Here is a 16,890-nt window from a genome sequence, read left to right on the forward strand (position 1 = left end):
AATGCCTCTGATGTCAGGTAATTAAGATGATTTTTTGACAAATTTAAGTGTCATACGGTCACTTTCACCGATCGCTTGGTATTTTTCTTTATCGGTATCACCCAAGGCAAAAGAGGGCGGTAGCGTCCAAACACCTTTGGCGTAATCTTTCGTATCTTTGGGGTTCGCATTGATTTCTGCACTTTCAACTAAGGTAAAACCTGCTTTTTTGGCTAAAGCAACCATAGCCGCTTGATCCATATAGCCAGTGCTGAAGTTCATTCCTTCGTTAGCTCTATGCTCTACCACGCCAAAGATACCGCCGTCCTTCAACACTTTATAAGACGCGGCAAACACGTTTTCCAGCTGATCTGTCGATGCCCAGTTATGTAGATTTCGGAAGGTTAAGACCAGATCAGCACTACCGTCAGCGCCTAAATCCATCTTATGTGGAGGATCGAAGGTAACAATCTTAGCATTGCCCATGACGTCTTTATTGGCCGTCATCCACGTAGCATACTTAGTACCCGCGTTCGCGCGATAACGATTTCCGGGAGTATCTGTTGCAGGAGCTGTTTCGAAACTGGCTGCGATATATTGGCCCTCTTTAGCAAGATAAGGCCCTAATATTTCACTGTACCAGCCATTACCCGGCCAGAGTTCAATCACAGTCTGTTTTGGGGTAATGCCAAAAAAAGTTAAGGTTTCAGCGGGATGACGATAAACGTCACGACTGGCATTTTTAGCCTGACGAAAATCGCTTTTTAAGACTTTATCTAAGCTTTCATCGGCATAGGTAACACTCGAACATAAACCAGCAAGCAGCAGACTGGCAACTAAGGTGACTTTTTTCATTGTAATTCTCCATGGATACCGAAGGCTTAACCTAGCAGCCAATGGCCAAAAATCCAAGGAATAGAAGTCGGAAAACTAAGCTTTAAGCGACATAAGTGGTTATAGCTCAAAGTGATGAGCAAAATCACCTTTACCTAAATCAACAAAGTTCAAAGCAGAAAAACGATGGGGAAAACACTAGACGACTGAGGCATTAAACAAGCTTGAGAACTAACGACTTGCGGCATTATCTACGCGGCGCCACGCAAAATACAAAGCGCAGGCACTGGTTAATAACCAAAGTCCCACCCAAATCCACGCGGGGATCCAAGAACGCTCGGCCAACATCACTGCATCACCTTGACCATCAAGCCCGAGCAACACTGTCGGACTCGCAAGTGCATTAAGCATGATCATCAAGCCAATAATACGCAAAAACTGAGTCAACATTTTGTTTTGACTGAGTTTAAGCGGTAACAACAAAATAATAGTCAGCACAGCTAAAATCGCTAACGTGAGAATATCCCTGCCCCAAAGCAAGCCGCTTAGCACAACTAAGGCACCTAGCAAGGCAAAACTCACGCGGATCCCCTTTGGCCAAGTCGCTAATAAATAGATTAAATATCCCCAGCAGGCTGCACCAAAATACCCAGCAAAGCCAATAAACATCGGCGAGCCGCCTTGGCTAAAACAAAATCCTGCGCCGTTTGGAAACAACTGAATATGGCTGACCACGCCCGAGCTTAAAATCGTTGCAATGGCATGGGACAGTTCATGAAAATAGCTTTCAAGCCATTTAAACGGCACGCTCAAATAGGGAATTCGAGTTATCAATAAAGCTAAAACTAGCTCGATAATAAACAAACCACGGCTTGGCACACCACTGGCGGCTAAACCCGTTAATTTAGAAGAGGAAAATCGCGAGGTTGAACTAGAAGACGTTTTTTGATGCTCAAGCATACAAGTCCACACCCACCATTTGCTGAATTTCATCGCGTTTGGCGGCATGTTGGGTTTGTAAATATTGGGCAATCGCTCCCTGATGGCCGCGAGTATCTTGCTCATACTCGAGGTGGGCGCCGAGCCTTGACTGTAAATTTCCCGCTGCACTTTTACTTTTAGGCTGAGTTTCTAAACTAAGGGCTTCGACGGCATCTTGCTCAATCACTGGGCGTGACGATTCAGGCGCAGTCAGCCCCTGAGCGATAGCGGGTCTATTACTCGCTACAGCATTCGTCAAACTCATTTGATTCACATTAACTTGCATCAAGAAGCCTTAAGTTTGCACTATTCATCGTTAAGCCATTCATCGTAAAGAATGCTTAGCATTAATTGCCTGAGATTCTATCGCAGATACTCAGGCAAAGAACAGCTTATTCACGGCCGGGTAACTTTTTCCATGTGACTGTATCACGTAAGTACACAGGTTCAAGCTCATCGACCGAGGTTGTCAGTCCAGCTTTTATGCCTGCTTCAGCCAATATCAGCATAGCCTTTGCATCGGGATATTTCACGGCCTCGAGAGCTAAAATCCCCTTGCCGAGTGCCAGCAAATCGGGATAAGCATCAAAACCTGTGCCGCAGCCCACAATTGGCGCTTGAGTATCGAGCTGAAGTAGTACGTCCGCAGGCGCACTGACCACTTCTTTACCGACAAGCGTTGCAATACCGTCAACGGCCACAAACTGGCCCCAATACACTTCGCCCATGCGCGCATCAATGGCGCACAAAACTTGCTCGGCTTGATGCTCGCTAATCGCCATTTGTGCCATTGCCGCTAAGGTTGAAATACCAATCACAGGCAAATCTAACCCCAGTGCCAGACCTTGCGTCATGCTAGTGCAGATGCGGATCCCCGTAAAACTGCCAGGGCCTCGTCCGTAAGCAATCGCAGTCACTTTATCTAAGCGAATGCCTGCTTGCTTGAGCACTGAATCGACCATAGGCAGCAGACGTTGACTGTGTTCACGCGGCGCATCGGCAAGTTCAGCATAAATCTGACCTTGATATTGCAGCGCAGCTGAGCAGGATTCGGTACAAGTATCTAAGGCAAGAATACAAGCAGAGTGTTCATGTGTTATTGTCATTTCAAAACCGGATTAGCGGGCAAGATTTCGCATCAAATTTACATAATCTGTATTGCGCGAATATGCCATGAGAAAACTGGCGCAAATAATAACATCAAATGCCCGAAAACAAAGGACTAAGCAAGCAACTCAGCTAAAATAGCGCTCGCATGATATTCAGTCGCAAATCTGGACGAGATGGATTTATGTGATCTAAGTCAATGATCAATAAACTCATTAATGAATATCGCTCGCTTGGGGAAACTTTTTCAACTTTGATTGTCAGAGCACAAAAGTAAGGGACGAATTTATCCCTTGCCATTCCCTTAGTATTGTACGATTGCTTTAACCCGCCTTCGATAAGGACATTTCATGTTAAACACGCCTCCATTGCGTCGCCTAAGACGCTTACGTAATTCAGAAGCAATGCGCGATCTACTGCGCGAAACCCATATTTCGCTGAGCGATCTTATCCATCCCCTGTTCATTGAAGAGCACATCACCCATGCCGTGCCCATCTCCACGCTACCTAGCATCAGCCGTTTACCTGAGAGCGCACTGGCGGATGAAGTTCGCGAGCTTTACGCCCTAGGGATCCGCTATGTGATGCCCTTTGGGATTTCCCACACTAAAGATGATAAGGGCAGCGATACATGGGACGACAATGGTTTACTCGCCCGTATGGTGCGCACCATTAAAGCTACCGTGCCTGAGATGATGGTGATCCCCGACATTTGTTTTTGTGAATACACAGATCACGGCCATTGCGGCGTCGTACACAATAATGAAGTCTGCAACGACCTCACAGTCGAAAATTTAGTTAAGCAATCGATAACGGCCGCCAAAGCGGGCGCCGATATGTTAGCACCATCGGCCATGATGGACGGTCAAGTGAAAGCCATTCGCCAAGGGCTCGATGCCGCAGGTTTTGAGCATGTGGCGATTCTGGCCCACTCGGCAAAATTCGCCTCTTCCTTCTACGGTCCTTTTAGAGCCGCGGTCGATTGTGAACTCAGTGGAAATCGCAAGGGATATCAACTGGATTATGCTAATGGTCGTCAAGCCCTGTTAGAAGCCTCATTAGATGAAGCCGAAGGCGCCGATATCCTGATGGTTAAACCCGGCACCCCCTACTTAGATGTGCTCAGCCGTTTAAGACAAGAAACCCACTTGCCACTCGCCGCCTATCAAGTCGGCGGTGAATATGCGGGCATTAAATTTGCCGCCCTTGCGGGCGCGTTGGATGAGCGTGCTGTGGTGACTGAAACGTTTATCGGCTTAAAGCGGGCGGGTGCAGATTTGATTGTCAGCTATTACACCAAACAATACGCCCAATGGTTAACTGAAAGCCGATAGTTGCGTCGGTAGCTAATCAAAAGTTACGCTAATCGTGAAACCGATAGCTAAGCGGCTTGTTAAGAGAACAACTAGGTTTTGCATTTTAGAAACCCCATAAAAAACGCCACCTTTATTGGTGGCGTCTTTGTATTTAACACCCTGTGCTAAATCGCTTAAGCCTTCTGTAATCTTGCAAACAAGGCTTTTACTTTTTCCACTTTAGGACGCACGACCATCTGACAATAGGGCTGCTCACCGTGTAAAGCGAAGTAGTCGTTGTGATAATTTTCAGCGGGATAAAAAGTATCAAACGCTGAAACCTGGGTCACTATCGGCGCATCAAAAACCTTGGCTGCTGCTAACTGAGCAAGCATAGCGGTAGTTTGCTCTATCTGCTCAGCATTATGGGTAAACACCACGGAGCGATATTGTGGCCCCTTATCATTACCTTGGCGATTAAGCGTGGTCGGATCATGGCTCTCAAAAAAGACCTGTAATAGCGTCGTAAAATCAATTTCCTCTGGGTTGAACTCGATATGCACAACCTCTGCATGGCCGGTTTGGCCCGAGCAAACAGATTTATAATCGGCATCATGGGCTTCGCCGCCGACATAACCTGAAGTGACATTCACCACGCCCTTTAGGCTTTTAAAAATCGCTTCGACGCACCAAAAACACCCTGCACCAAAAGTCGCAAAGTGATTCGGTGCTTGTTCAACAGCGTTATCCATCCCTTTGAAAACCATAGAAACTGAGTTAACACAGTGACGGATATTGTTAGGTGTTAACATTTCACCTTCAAAGACATGCCCCAAGTGACCGCCGCACTGGCTACAAACAATTTCAGTTCTGCGGCCGTCGGCGTCTATGTGGCGGGTTACAGCGCCGGCAATTTCATCATCGAAGGCTGGCCAGCCACAATGGGCATTAAATTTATGCTCAGAACGATACAAGGGGGCATGGCATTTTTTGCATAAATACAAACCCTTAGCATCGTGTTCATAATACTCACCACTAAAGGGGCGTTCAGTGCCTTTCTCTTCGATAACATAGCGTTCAAAATCGGTCAGTTTATTCATATTAATGCCCTTTCGACTCACGTCGTTGTGTATTTCGATATTCTTTGATTAAGAAGCTGATTTATAAGGAAGCCAACATAAGACCCACTCCAAGTAAGATTTCTTGCACTCGGCTTCAAAATGCGGCTGACATCAATCCAATCACAACAAATCTAATGCCCATACTAACGGATTTGGTGACTAAAATCTTACCACTCAAGTAAGTACTAATATAAGTGCTCATATTAAGTACTCATATAAGCGACTGCATAAATGACGGAAAATACGGCAGTTGATCCAGATCACAGTCGCTGAGTATTTGCACCCACATCAGCGCACGGCTACACTTGCAGCGGGTCAAATTACAACTAAATATAACAAGTAGAAACCAAAATGAAATTAGAAACCATTGATTACCGCGCTGAAAACAGTGCCCAGCAATTCGTTGAATCACTTCGGGAAACTGGCTTTGGTGTTTTATCTAATCATCCGATTGATAAGCGCTTAGTTGAAGACATCTACACCGAGTGGCAAGCCTTTTTTAATTCAGAAGCCAAAAACGACTATATGTTTAAAAAAGAAACTCACGACGGTTTCTTCCCTGCGTCGATTTCTGAAACCGCTAAAGGCAACACAGTCAAAGACATTAAAGAGTACTACCACGTGTACCCTTGGGGCCGGATCCCCGATTCACTGCGTGCCAATATTCTCGCCTATTACGATAAAGCCAACGCACTGGCCGCAGAACTTTTAGAGTGGATTGAAACCTACTCACCAGAAGACGTAAAAGCCAAGTTTTCGATACCATTGCCAGAAATGATCGCCAATAGCCAAAAAACCTTACTGCGTATTCTGCATTACCCACCGATGACGGGCAGTGAAGAAATGGGCGCCATTCGCGCCGCAGCACATGAAGATATCAACCTTATCACAGTGTTACCTGCTGCCAATGAGCCTGGATTGCAAGTGAAAGCCAAAGATGGCACTTGGTTAGGTGTTCCAAGCGATTTTGGCAACATTATTATCAATATCGGTGACATGTTACAGGAAGCCTCTGGCGGCTATTTCCCATCGACGTCACACCGCGTCATCAATCCTGAAGGTACGGATAAAACTAAGTCACGGATCTCTTTGCCGTTATTTTTACATCCAAACCCTGCTGTAGTGCTATCGGATCGCTATACCGCTGACAGTTATCTGATGGAAAGATTGCGCGAACTCGGGGTGATCTAAGCCTTAATTCAGCCTATTAATCCAAGTAACAATCGCAAGAGACAGTCAAGGATTAAGCGATTAAAGCGCCTTAGGGCGCTTTTTTTATGACATTCGCCACCTTCAAGGTAGAATAGCCGTTCTTTAAGTTATTTAGGACAAGGCGTTATCATGGCAATTCAGTGGTATCCGGGGCATATGCACAAGGCACGCAAGGAGATTGAAGAGGCAATGCCTCAGGTCGATCTTGTTATTGAAGTGCTGGACGCGCGTATTCCCTACAGTAGCGAAAACCCCATGGTGGCTCAGCTTCGAGGCGACAAACCTTGTATCAAACTGCTCAATAAATCTGATCTAGCCGATCCAGAGATCACCGCACAATGGATTGAATACTTAGAGCGTGAACAAGGCGTCAAAGCCACGGCGATCACAACGCTGCAAGCAGCAATGGTGAAAAAAATCCCTGATCTCTGCCGTAAGCTAGTACCAAGTCGCGATAAAACCGAAAAAGACATTCGCACTATGATCATGGGAATACCCAACGTTGGGAAATCTACCATCATCAATACCTTAGCTGGCCGTGTTATCGCCAAAACCGGTAACGAACCTGCGGTAACCAAAACCCAGCAACGGATCAATTTACGTAACGGTATCGTGCTATCGGATACCCCAGGTATTTTGTGGCCCAAAGTGGATAACGAAGCGAGCAGCTATCGCCTTGCCGTCACTGGCGCGATTAAAGATACGGCGATGGAATATGAAGATGTGGCCCTGTTCGCCGCCAAGTATTTCTTAACCGCTTATCCAAAAGAGATTTGTGAGCGCTATAACTTAAGTGAATTACCAAAGGATGATGTTGCACTTCTCGAGGAAATCGGCCGCAAACGTGGTGCGCTGCGTCCCGGTGGTCGCATCGATATGCACAAGGCATCAGAGTTATTACTGCATGAATATCGCTCGGGGAAAATAGGCTTACTCTCGCTAGAAACGCCTGCGATGGCAGAGCTTGAAAAGATTGAAGTCGCCCGTATCATGGCCGAAAAAGAAGCCGAGAAAGAAGCCAAACTGGCAGCAGAGAGACTTAAACGTTCAGGCAAACGTCATAACGACTAGTCAGCCCGACACTCTGCATTTGGAATATTAAGGCGCAGAGTTTGTTAAAGACATTAAAGACAAGACGCTGATGACTTTTATATTCCAGCTTATGGCGCTCATTCATCAAGTTTAAAGTTAAAGCCAGTATATTGAATATACTGGCTTTTTTATTATCAAAAACGGAACTTTTGCGTTAAAAAACACTTTTACGCCAATGACTTCTGCGTGCCTGATATAAGCTCTCAATATCAGCCAGTCATCATCCTCTTGGCACAATACACCAAGGAGCCATCTTGGGTTTGACTACACGGCAAAGGTGCTTTAGTCGCGGGATAGATCTACCACTTCTTTCAAGTTTTCTAATGGTACCCACCCTGATTCTTCGCTGACAGCTTTTATACACCATACCCAGCCATTCAACATTCGTGTGCCAATGAGTTGTCCCCCTTCATGCACATTAAGTTCTCTTGCCGTATAGTCCTCAAGCGCCAGCCCGTTGGAATTTTTTAGGCGCTGAATCACTTGACCAGGAACCCAACCAGCATCTTGCCCTGGCGTAGTGCAAAGGAACCAGAGATCCCAGCCTTCAGGACCTGCATATTTTTCTCCAACGGTAAGAGGATCACCTTTTTTGAACGTAATAGGGTTAGGAAACTCACTTTCATGTGGATTGACAACGATATATTTCTTAGTAGTCATGTATTCAGCTAACCTTTTGATAAATATTCGTAAAAATTAACTTTGTTCGCTTATTAAAGCACGCCCAATTAACTCTCGGTTTGAGTGAAACTTATCAGTTTTCTATCAGACATACTATCCGACAACATACGCATGCACAGTTTTCAAACCAATTATCAGCATAAAAAACTATAATATTTTGATTTTAAATACGATGACAATAAACTGCATTATGAGTAGGAAAATGCCAGTTAGCGTAATATGAAGGTATATTCAGTTAGCCAAAAACCGCGCCAATTTGCACGCGGTTGTCAATGGGAATTAACAGCAACCTAATGAATAATTACAACTTTTTTAACTTATTTTAAGGTCTTCCAAAACATGATCTGCTGCCTGGAATGCCAATGCTGCCAAAGTGAGGGTTGGATTACCCGTTGCAACTGTTGGAAACACTCCGCTACCGACTAAAAACAGATTGCTATGATCCCAAGATTGCTGACGAGGATTCACCACCGACGTATCTCTGCAGTCCCCCATTCGATACGTCCCCACAATGTGTCCAGCACCGTAAAACGTAAAATTATGGCCCTGATATTCAAAATTATTCGACGTTACTTGACTCTTATCACCATAAAATACCGGCGCAGGCGGAGCCTTGGTATATTCCCGCGCATCAAGGGCGTCAAAGAGTTTGGTCGAAATATCTTTAGCCGACACGAACGCATTGCGCACATAATCCTCGCGTACACGATAGGTTAATTTGGGGCGCGGCAAACCTAAGTTATCTTTCAGCGTCTCCGACAACTCGACACGGTTTTCCGGATCAGGTAATTGTTCAATTAAATAGCCCATACGAATTTGCCGTGTGTAAATACCATTCAAGGTATTCACCAGTGAGGCACCAAATAAGGCGCTATTCGCAGACATGGCGGGATCAAACCGTAATGGAATCCCCTGCTGATTGACAGAATCCCCATTTAATTGCGAATTATTTTGCCCAAATACAAAATCAGCTAAGGTCGTGAATGGATCATTTGCTGCCCACTGCCAACCTTCATTGCCGATTTCAATACGATAGGCGGCACGGTCTTTACGAAAGGCGCCATCACGTAAACTTTCGATACCCGCAGTAGATAAAGGCCCCCGAAAACCATAGACAGGATCTTTCGCCAGACCCCAGGCCAAATACATAATGTGATCCATCAAATTACGCCCCACTTGATCGCTATGGTTGGCGACGCCGTTCGGACAGGCTTTATTACGCTTAGACATGAGCAATAATTTAGGCGTCTCAATCGCGTGAGCTGCAATCACATATTTTTTACCCGTAACGGTACCGCCGCCCGTCGCTATTCCTCCGTGAGTTTGATAGGTCACATAATCAATACCAACAACATCCTTTGTATTTTCATCCACTTGAACATTTGTCGCAACATGACGATAAAACACATCAACATTACCGGTTTGCAATGCTCGCCCGAGCGTCACAGTAGCATCATATTTGGCTTGAATAGGGCAAATAGGAATACAATTCGTATTTCCCGCACATTGACGGCGTTCACCCGGTAATGAATTGCGCCCCTGGGGGGTTGGCGTGACTGACAATTGAATATTGTCATACACCATATCGCTCACCGCTTGTTCATATTGTTGATCGACTAAAGATGAAACAATGCCAGGCATTGGGTAATCGTAATTCGGCCCATAAACACCATCCGGTGAAACATTAAATCCGCGATAAAGCTGATCCATCGCCTCTTTGTCACCGGCGACGCCAATCTCATTGGTCGCCTGTTCATAATAAGGAACCAGCGCTTGGTAAAATTGTTTTCCACCGGGCCAATCCACGCCCTGCTTATACTGGGTTTGCAACTCAAAATCATTAGGCAATAAATGCAAACTGGTTCCTAGCCAATGCCAAGTTGTGCCGCCGCCAATACGCTCATAGGAACTCGCAAAAGCAAACTTTGCTTCAGGGCTGTCAGGTTTCAAATGTTCAGGCTGCGGCGTGTAATCAAAATAACATTGCTTTGGATTACGCCATGCGCCAATTTGCAACACGGTATAACGCGGCACATTCTCCTTCGCGGGATCAGGCAATCCGAGTGGATTATCCGCCGTCGATGCCGCTGGATTTTGCGTGGTTGGAGGATAAGGTGACTCAGGTGTTTTAGCATTGGCTTTAAAGAAGGTTTCCATGTAACCACTGCGGTCAACAGGCACTTCCTGCCCTGCTTCGAGGATTAATACTTTTTTCCCCGCCATCCCCAATTGATAAGCCATGATAGAGCCGGCAATACCTGATCCCACAATAATGACATCGTAATTGGTTTGAGTGCTCATACTGCACCTCCTTGATGACCCGTATATGCCGACAGTGCAGCGGGTGCTTTTGCCCAATAGCCATAGCGATAATTTGAATCCCCCATCGGATGCGCCTGCATAACTTGCCAGACTAAACCTGTGGTATAACTTTTAGCCGAAATCATATCGCTAACCGTGGTTTCCGGCTCTGTATCCGTCGCGGGAATAATGGTTGGCCATGCACCTGAGTACCACATAAAAATTAATTTACGACAAGCCAACACAAAATTAGCCCCGTTATCTGGCGCCAGCATTTGCGTGCCAATTTGTTGATCTGATAATTGCTGCGCTTTTAACGCCGCAAATTTTTGCAGAATAGTTGTAACTAAAGTTGGGTCCTTCGATTCTTCGGTTATTTTTTGCGTAAACACGGCTAAGTATTCGGATTTAATATCCACGGGATCCAACGTCGGGGCAATAATACTGGTAGCAAAGCCGGTGAATACCGCGCTCAAACCAATAAAGTTATTCATAGTGTCGGCAGTCGCGCCTGTAATATCAGTCATAATGAGTTCCTTTCGTAAATTATTGCGCGCGTTGCAGCAAGTAAGTGAAATCTGCAAAATTACCGTTAGTGGTTGCCGCATTATTGTGACAAGCCATACAGCTGCTTGATGTTTGCTTTACCGAACCTTGGATATAAGTTTCGAGCGTGGTGTTCGCTAAAAATGAGGGAGCAGGCACGCCCGTTGGATCGGTGGGATTTTTGGCATCGGTAGGCCATTGCGTACTGATCAATTCGTAGTTCTTCCATACCGATCCCGGCACTACAGCGTCGAGTGCTGCGTGATAACTGGCATTTAAGGCTTTAGCATCGGCAGTGATAGGAATGACGCGTTCCACTTGAGTTGGTTTAGTGTGCGGGTTTGCCGGATCCCACGGGCGTGCTGGTGGTTCATTCACTTTGCAGTCAGTACATTTAGCATCGTAAAAATTATATGCCGACAATGATGCTGACTCACCTTGTGTTGGCGCATTAGCGACATGCTCAAAGGTAGACCAAATCCATTGTGGTTCACCCGTGGTTTTGTGAGCAATGTGAAACCCCACTAACCCGACTTGCTCAAGCGCACAAGCTGGCTTAACCCCGTGTTGCTCTTCGGGATTGTTATAAACTAGCGCGTAAGTTGTATAGTAATTCGTCGAATCAAACTTGCCGCCCATTTTTATCCATGAGGCTTTAAGCATAATAGAACCTACCTGCCCGGTTTTACTGTCGCTCGCGGTAAAGTCGACATCGGCATTAAACTGTTTCTGTCCTTTTTTGCTGTAAAGGTTATTGTCCAAAATAAAATTGAACATAGTTTCATTGGTTAATATTTCATAACGGGTATAAAGCCCGTTTTGGTCAATCAATGGACCCGTTGTAAAAGGCTCACCGCTTTCATCCAACACATTCGGGGTCTTCCCTACTTGCGTTAAATAAATAGTCCCTTCAGGAATGGACTTTGGATCAATACTTTTGCAAACATCCGGCACATTATTGGACTGATCCCACCCAGGTGGTTTTACGCCATCGGGTAAAAAAATCTCCCGGCTTTCCTTCCAATGCAGCCACACGACTGGCTGGTTAGTTTTTTGCCCAATGGTAGACATAGTATTGGGTGTGCCATCGGCATTTGCTGGCCAGTTAAGTGCAATAAACGATTGCCAAGAAAAATCATCAAAATCATGTTGCAGGCTTTCGAGTGAGAACGGGGGTTTTGCTGTAATTTCCAGCGGCATAACAGGGCTTAACGTGGGTAGCGTTATAGCTGCTTTTGTCTCTACTGGTGCTTCTGCATACACAGCAGCACTCATACACAAAAAAAGCGCTCTATAGCTAAAAATTTTGATAGACATGAAATTAACTCTCCTTGTTATTGGGACTTATTCAATGCTTAAAACGTTTACAACTCCACTTTCTTTAACGACTTAAAATCAGGGCTTTCACAACACCCGCCACTGCAGACATGGTGTCACAATACAAATAGCGTACAAGACTTGACCTCAACCAAATCCAAATAAATAGTTTTGGATATTAAAATTGAAGTTTGCTGTTTTGATCGCAGTCTCTGGCTTACTGAGCAGGTCTGAACAGATTGATTGATACGGATAAATATTAACGTCTTTCATTGAAATTCCTTTTCATGATTGCGTTTTATCACGATACCTTGAGCCTAGATAATCCATTGAGGATCGCCTCAAATGAAACCTAGTTATCTCAGTGGAAGGGTTAAACACTCCTGTGTTCCCGTAGTGAAAATAATTCTATTCTGCAGAAAGAAAAGTAACCTTCTGAAAATGTTCCATGTTAAAAGATTGTTTACGTTTCACTTATTGTCAAGCGTGAGGCAGGAGGTTTATTTTATTTGCAAAAAAGCTCGCCGCACGACACAGCGGTAACAGCATAATGTGATATCAAGAGTTCAACATTGCTCTGAAGTCTGCAAGGACCAAGCGTGGACAGGAACTAACTAAGCGATCGTAAAATCGGTCGCAACCACGTGCGGCCTATTCTTATTTAGTAGCCATTGATTCAACAATATCTGTTAACGTTTGGAAGATTTCGACTCATTTTCATCATTAGATTCTGTAAAGAGTCACTCAGCATCTGATTATATGGCCTTGCTAATGACTTTATAAACACTTTGACTGAAACAGAACACAACTTGTTCTTACTGTTGAAACAGGAAATCTATTTTCTTGTACTGACGAAAACTCTAAGATTAAAAATGATGCCATTTGGGCATGCTTTGACCTACTTAGGTAGCCCTGTGAAATATGATCATATCGTTCCACTTGCTTCCCACAATTGAGCCGCAGTGTACCTTCACAAACTTGTTATTCACCGATGTTTGTGCCCATAACCAATACATTTATACCTTTATAATTCACTTGTTCTATAGGCTTAAACCCATGAGGTAAGTACAAACCTCCAGTTAAATCTTCTGTTTGAAGATATAATTTTTTCACACCTATTTTATGTGCTAGCGATATTATCTCTTTCACAAGTTTTGAGGCGACACCCTGTCCCCTAGCCTGCTGAGTGACGTAAACACCACCAAGCCAAAATTCAAATTCTGGGTATATGTCCATTTCTCGAATTTTTAGCTCTGCTGAACCAGCAAGAACACCATTTACTTTTCCAATGATCAGAATAGGCGCGGTATCTCGATTTATTGATGCAGAGACTTTTTCAACGACTTCCTCCTTGGTATAGCTACCATTGTCTTGGCACCATTCGTTGAAATACCAACTAGCTACCGTGTCTATCGCAGAGGGATTATCGGCAAGTAATGAAATTTCCATATATGTCCTTAGATGTACAACAATTTGATTTTCTTTATGAACAACATCTTACCAACTTAACCTTGTAAGGCAAGCAGCCCACAACCATTGATGTTTGTAGTCAAACTATACTGATATCTATTAATGACTTTATGATGATGTGTACTTTACTGTGGCTTTATTGAAAGTTCGGACTGGCATGACTTCTAGGTTGAAAGTAACCTCATCACATTAGCTTTTTTATAGCCACAACTTTATTCGCCCTACTTGCATTTTAAACTTTAAAACAAGCTTTGGGCATTTTAGAGTTAACCGATTTTAAGCACGCCACGCTTTAATCGCTTCTGTTGCTAAACCAGCTAGCTGTTTTGAAACTTCACGACCTTTGTAAATTGATGTTGTGTCTTTTGCGATTGGAACAGAATAATGAATATCGTGAGCAAGATTATTTAGATACTCGCGGCCACCACCTTCATAATTTTGCAGTTCCTGACCATTGAGCTGGATCATATAGCTATAGCCAAATGCACTCATGTTGCAATTTGCATTCAAGTACAAGCGACCTTCATGCTCCAAAAGGAACCATACTCGGTTTTCAGAATCCATTACTTTCATCGTCATCTCGCATAAGGGGATTTACCCGAACTTATCATAAAACCCAAACCGTAAATGGAAATACGCATCTCAACGGAACTTTTCGGTCAATTGATCTAATAAAGCTTCCATACTCTGCTCGAGGAGATCGAGCACTAGTTCAAAACCCTGTGCGCCGCCATAGTAAGGATCTGGTACTTCCGTTATTTGCGTATCAGCATAGGACAACATTAACTGTAACTTGTGTTGATACTCAACCGGACAACGGCTAAGCAGATCTGCCAAATTGGCATTATCCGCAGCTAGAATTAAATCAAAATGCTCAAAATCAGCATTCACCACCTGCCGCGCCCGCATGCCCTCGAAACTAAAACCCCGCTTTTTACCAGCCTCAATAGCGCGGCTATCGGGCTTATCCCCTTGGTGATAACCAATAGTACCCGCCGAATCCACCTCAATATTAAGCCTGCGCTCAGCAATCTTAAAACGACAAACCGCCTCTGCCGTCGGTGAGCGACAAATATTACCCATACAAACCATCAATATTCGCCGTACACTTTGATTTTTTAACATGAATACCTCATAGCTTAGTATTATCAATAATTTATCTAATGTGCTTAAATCTAGATGTAAACTTAATATGATAAGCAGCTTAATACATTAATTATTTACCTATAAATACAACATGTTAAACCTATAAATACAAAATACTCTTACGCCAAACCATTATCAAAAATAAAATGCGCGCTACGATCCGAAAGTTAAGGGTGTAACCTCAGCTAAAATATTCCCCTTGAGCCATATACATACCAAGCACGCACAAAATTTAACTAACCCGTAAAATATACGATAAACAGCACAGAAACAAATTAGCCTCCTTGCTAAGGATTTTTTATCGACTAGGTTTATATGTCAGAGTACGGTTTAAAATAAAACTGAATGTTCACCGCATACTCGCTCAAATAAAAAATACACCACAAAGTACAAGAAGAGGAAAAGTAAAATGGATTTTATTGAACGAATCGATGTTCTATCAAAACGCATCCCTCAAATTGCTAATAGCCTTCAAACTGAGGAAGCGACTAAGAATGCCTTAGTCATGCCATTTTTGCATACAGTTCTAGGATATGATGTTTTTAATCCTAGCGAAGTTGTCCCAGAATTTACGGCAGATACTATAGGTAAAAAAGGTGAGAAAGTTGACTACGCATTAATTAAGGAAGGTGAAGTGCAAATCCTTATTGAATGCAAAAAGTACAATGAAAAGCTGTCCATAAAGCATGCGTCACAACTATTTCGTTATTTTTCTGTCACAAACGCACGCTTAGCTATTCTTACAAACGGTACTGAATATCAATTTTATACCGATCTTGATGCTCCTAACAAAATGGATGAAAAACCATTTCTGATCTTAGATCTTGAAAATATTGATGAACACTTAATTCCTGAAGTTAAAAAGCTGACTAAAAACTCGTTCGACGTGAACTCAATAGTCAGCGCGGCAGGAGAACTAAAATACTTGAGTCAGATAAAACGTATTATTAGTGAGCAATTTAAAGAACCTGAAGAAGAGTTTATTCGCTTTTTTGCCTCAAGGGCTTATGATGGGGTTCTTACACCTAAAGTAAAACATCAATTTGCTGAAATTACTCATAAAGCACTAAGACAATTTCTCAACGACAGCATTAATGAACGTTTAAAATCCGCTATTGGCAATGATAAACCAACTGATGAAAACAAAAATTTAATCGATACCCCAATCCCATCCAATGATGAAAAAATTAAAGTAGTTACTACTGAAGAAGAAATTGACGGTTTCAATGTGATAAAAGCTATATTGAGGCAAAAAATAGAAGTTAATCGAATCATCGCAAGGGATACCCAAAGTTACTTTGGCATACTATTGGATGATAATAACCGAAAACCCTTATGCCGCTTACACTTCAATGCTAAACAAAAGTATCTAGGATTGGTGGATGAAAATAAAAATGAAACTCGTCATCCTATTAACTCTGTAGATGATATTTTTAATTTCAGTGAACAACTATTATCGACAGTCGCCTATTACGAATAATACTATCAAAATATCAATTGCGCATTACTCAGCGTAAAGACTTATGCGCAATTTGATTTACTAGGAACGGCTACTCAGTTCTGAAGAATCCCCTGATGATTTACAAATAAATCATCAAATTAGGGTGGAAGCGCATCTTGTTGCATGATCAAATGGTTTCGCCAAAAACTACACTTGGACAACAAGATGCGCGAAGCCAATATCCTACAACATTCTTTACACCAATACTGCCCAGAACTTCACCTAAAACGATTAAACAGCTTGATGCTGGCCTCTAAGGCACTGATTGAATGTAAGACACTGACCTTGACTGAGTTAGGTCGAAATT

General features: G+C 43.5%; 16 protein-coding genes and 1 pseudogene. 5 read left to right on the plus strand and 12 right to left on the minus strand.

Annotated elements, in window-relative coordinates; all coding sequences use genetic code 11:
- Nucleotides 1–21: 21 nt before the first annotated feature.
- From L5M10_RS17650 to tsaB, 4 genes are all read right to left on the minus strand, one after another.
- The gene (locus L5M10_RS17650) at nucleotides 22–834 is read right to left on the minus strand and encodes a class I SAM-dependent methyltransferase (protein ID WP_263166453.1); all 813 of its coding nucleotides are present in this window, start codon (nucleotides 832–834) and stop codon (nucleotides 22–24) included.
- Between the two features lie 210 nt (nucleotides 835–1,044).
- Nucleotides 1,045–1,773, minus strand: coding sequence for a M50 family metallopeptidase (locus L5M10_RS17655; RefSeq protein ID WP_263166455.1), 729 nt, complete (start codon nucleotides 1,771–1,773; stop codon nucleotides 1,045–1,047).
- Nucleotides 1,766–2,080, minus strand: a complete 315-nt coding sequence (locus L5M10_RS17660) for a hypothetical protein (protein ID WP_006081355.1) — start codon at nucleotides 2,078–2,080, stop codon at nucleotides 1,766–1,768. Before L5M10_RS17660 ends, L5M10_RS17655 begins: the two co-directional genes overlap by 8 nt.
- 106 nt (nucleotides 2,081–2,186) lie before the next feature.
- The gene (gene tsaB / locus L5M10_RS17665) at nucleotides 2,187–2,900 is read right to left on the minus strand and encodes a tRNA (adenosine(37)-N6)-threonylcarbamoyltransferase complex dimerization subunit type 1 TsaB (protein ID WP_219252692.1); all 714 of its coding nucleotides are present in this window, start codon (nucleotides 2,898–2,900) and stop codon (nucleotides 2,187–2,189) included.
- A 351-nt stretch (nucleotides 2,901–3,251) separates the two neighbouring features.
- Here tsaB and hemB point away from each other — a divergent pair, with 351 nt between their 5' ends.
- Nucleotides 3,252–4,235 carry a porphobilinogen synthase gene (hemB, locus tag L5M10_RS17670; RefSeq protein ID WP_263166459.1) on the plus strand — a complete coding sequence of 328 codons (984 nt, stop codon included), beginning with the start codon at nucleotides 3,252–3,254 and terminating at the stop codon, nucleotides 4,233–4,235.
- A 155-nt stretch (nucleotides 4,236–4,390) separates the two neighbouring features.
- On the opposite strand, the gene L5M10_RS17675 is transcribed toward hemB, so the two are convergent.
- Nucleotides 4,391–5,296 carry a bifunctional methionine sulfoxide reductase B/A protein gene (locus L5M10_RS17675; RefSeq protein ID WP_028760202.1) on the minus strand — a complete coding sequence of 302 codons (906 nt, stop codon included), beginning with the start codon at nucleotides 5,294–5,296 and terminating at the stop codon, nucleotides 4,391–4,393.
- Nucleotides 5,297–5,668: 372 nt separating this feature from the next.
- On the opposite strand from L5M10_RS17675, the gene L5M10_RS17680 reads away from it, so the two are divergent.
- Together L5M10_RS17680 and ylqF are read left to right on the plus strand one after the other, a co-directional pair.
- On the plus strand, nucleotides 5,669–6,508 hold the full coding sequence (locus L5M10_RS17680; protein ID WP_263166461.1) for an isopenicillin N synthase family dioxygenase: 840 nt from the start codon (nucleotides 5,669–5,671) through the stop codon (nucleotides 6,506–6,508).
- Nucleotides 6,509–6,658: 150 nt separating this feature from the next.
- Nucleotides 6,659–7,600, plus strand: a complete 942-nt coding sequence (gene ylqF / locus L5M10_RS17685) for a ribosome biogenesis GTPase YlqF (protein ID WP_011919190.1) — start codon at nucleotides 6,659–6,661, stop codon at nucleotides 7,598–7,600.
- A gap of 303 nt (nucleotides 7,601–7,903) precedes the next feature.
- Here ylqF and L5M10_RS17690 read toward each other — a convergent pair whose 3' ends face one another.
- The 7 genes from L5M10_RS17690 to L5M10_RS17720 all read right to left on the minus strand — a co-directional run bounded on the left by L5M10_RS17690 (nucleotide 7,904) and on the right by L5M10_RS17720 (nucleotide 15,061).
- Nucleotides 7,904–8,281, minus strand: a complete 378-nt coding sequence (locus L5M10_RS17690; protein ID WP_263144707.1) for an SH3 domain-containing protein — start codon at nucleotides 8,279–8,281, stop codon at nucleotides 7,904–7,906.
- Nucleotides 8,282–8,614: 333 nt separating this feature from the next.
- Nucleotides 8,615–10,603 carry a GMC family oxidoreductase gene (locus tag L5M10_RS17695; RefSeq protein ID WP_263255677.1) on the minus strand — a complete coding sequence of 663 codons (1,989 nt, stop codon included), beginning with the start codon at nucleotides 10,601–10,603 and terminating at the stop codon, nucleotides 8,615–8,617.
- Entirely contained in the window at nucleotides 10,600–11,130 is a 531-nt protein-coding gene (locus tag L5M10_RS17700) for a hypothetical protein (protein ID WP_263166465.1), read from the minus strand. The genes L5M10_RS17695 and L5M10_RS17700 overlap by 4 nt, the downstream gene beginning before the upstream one ends.
- Nucleotides 11,131–11,149: 19 nt before the next feature.
- A complete protein-coding gene (locus tag L5M10_RS17705) occupies nucleotides 11,150–12,466 on the minus strand; it encodes a hypothetical protein (protein WP_263255678.1) in 1,317 nt (438 codons plus the stop codon).
- Between the two features lie 981 nt (nucleotides 12,467–13,447).
- Nucleotides 13,448–13,915 carry a GNAT family N-acetyltransferase gene (locus tag L5M10_RS17710; RefSeq protein WP_198572722.1) on the minus strand — a complete coding sequence of 156 codons (468 nt, stop codon included), beginning with the start codon at nucleotides 13,913–13,915 and terminating at the stop codon, nucleotides 13,448–13,450.
- Nucleotides 13,916–14,212: 297 nt separating this feature from the next.
- Nucleotides 14,213–14,509 (minus strand): hypothetical protein, encoded by a 297-nt coding sequence (locus L5M10_RS17715; RefSeq protein WP_028760210.1) that lies wholly within the window; start codon nucleotides 14,507–14,509, stop codon nucleotides 14,213–14,215.
- 69 nt (nucleotides 14,510–14,578) lie between these two features.
- Nucleotides 14,579–15,061, minus strand: a complete 483-nt coding sequence (locus tag L5M10_RS17720) for a low molecular weight protein-tyrosine-phosphatase (protein ID WP_219233724.1) — start codon at nucleotides 15,059–15,061, stop codon at nucleotides 14,579–14,581.
- A gap of 430 nt (nucleotides 15,062–15,491) precedes the next feature.
- On the opposite strand from L5M10_RS17720, the gene L5M10_RS17725 reads away from it, so the two are divergent.
- Complete coding sequence (locus L5M10_RS17725) at nucleotides 15,492–16,562, plus strand: type I restriction endonuclease (protein ID WP_131525545.1); 1,071 nt, start codon at nucleotides 15,492–15,494, stop codon at nucleotides 16,560–16,562.
- Between the two features lie 186 nt (nucleotides 16,563–16,748).
- Nucleotides 16,749–16,890 (plus strand): annotated as a pseudogene (locus L5M10_RS17730) (IS4 family transposase); the annotation flags it as partial.

The sequence above is a fragment of the Shewanella sp. SM32 genome (assembly GCF_025654235.1).
Taxonomy (GTDB): domain Bacteria; phylum Pseudomonadota; class Gammaproteobacteria; order Enterobacterales; family Shewanellaceae; genus Shewanella; species Shewanella oncorhynchi.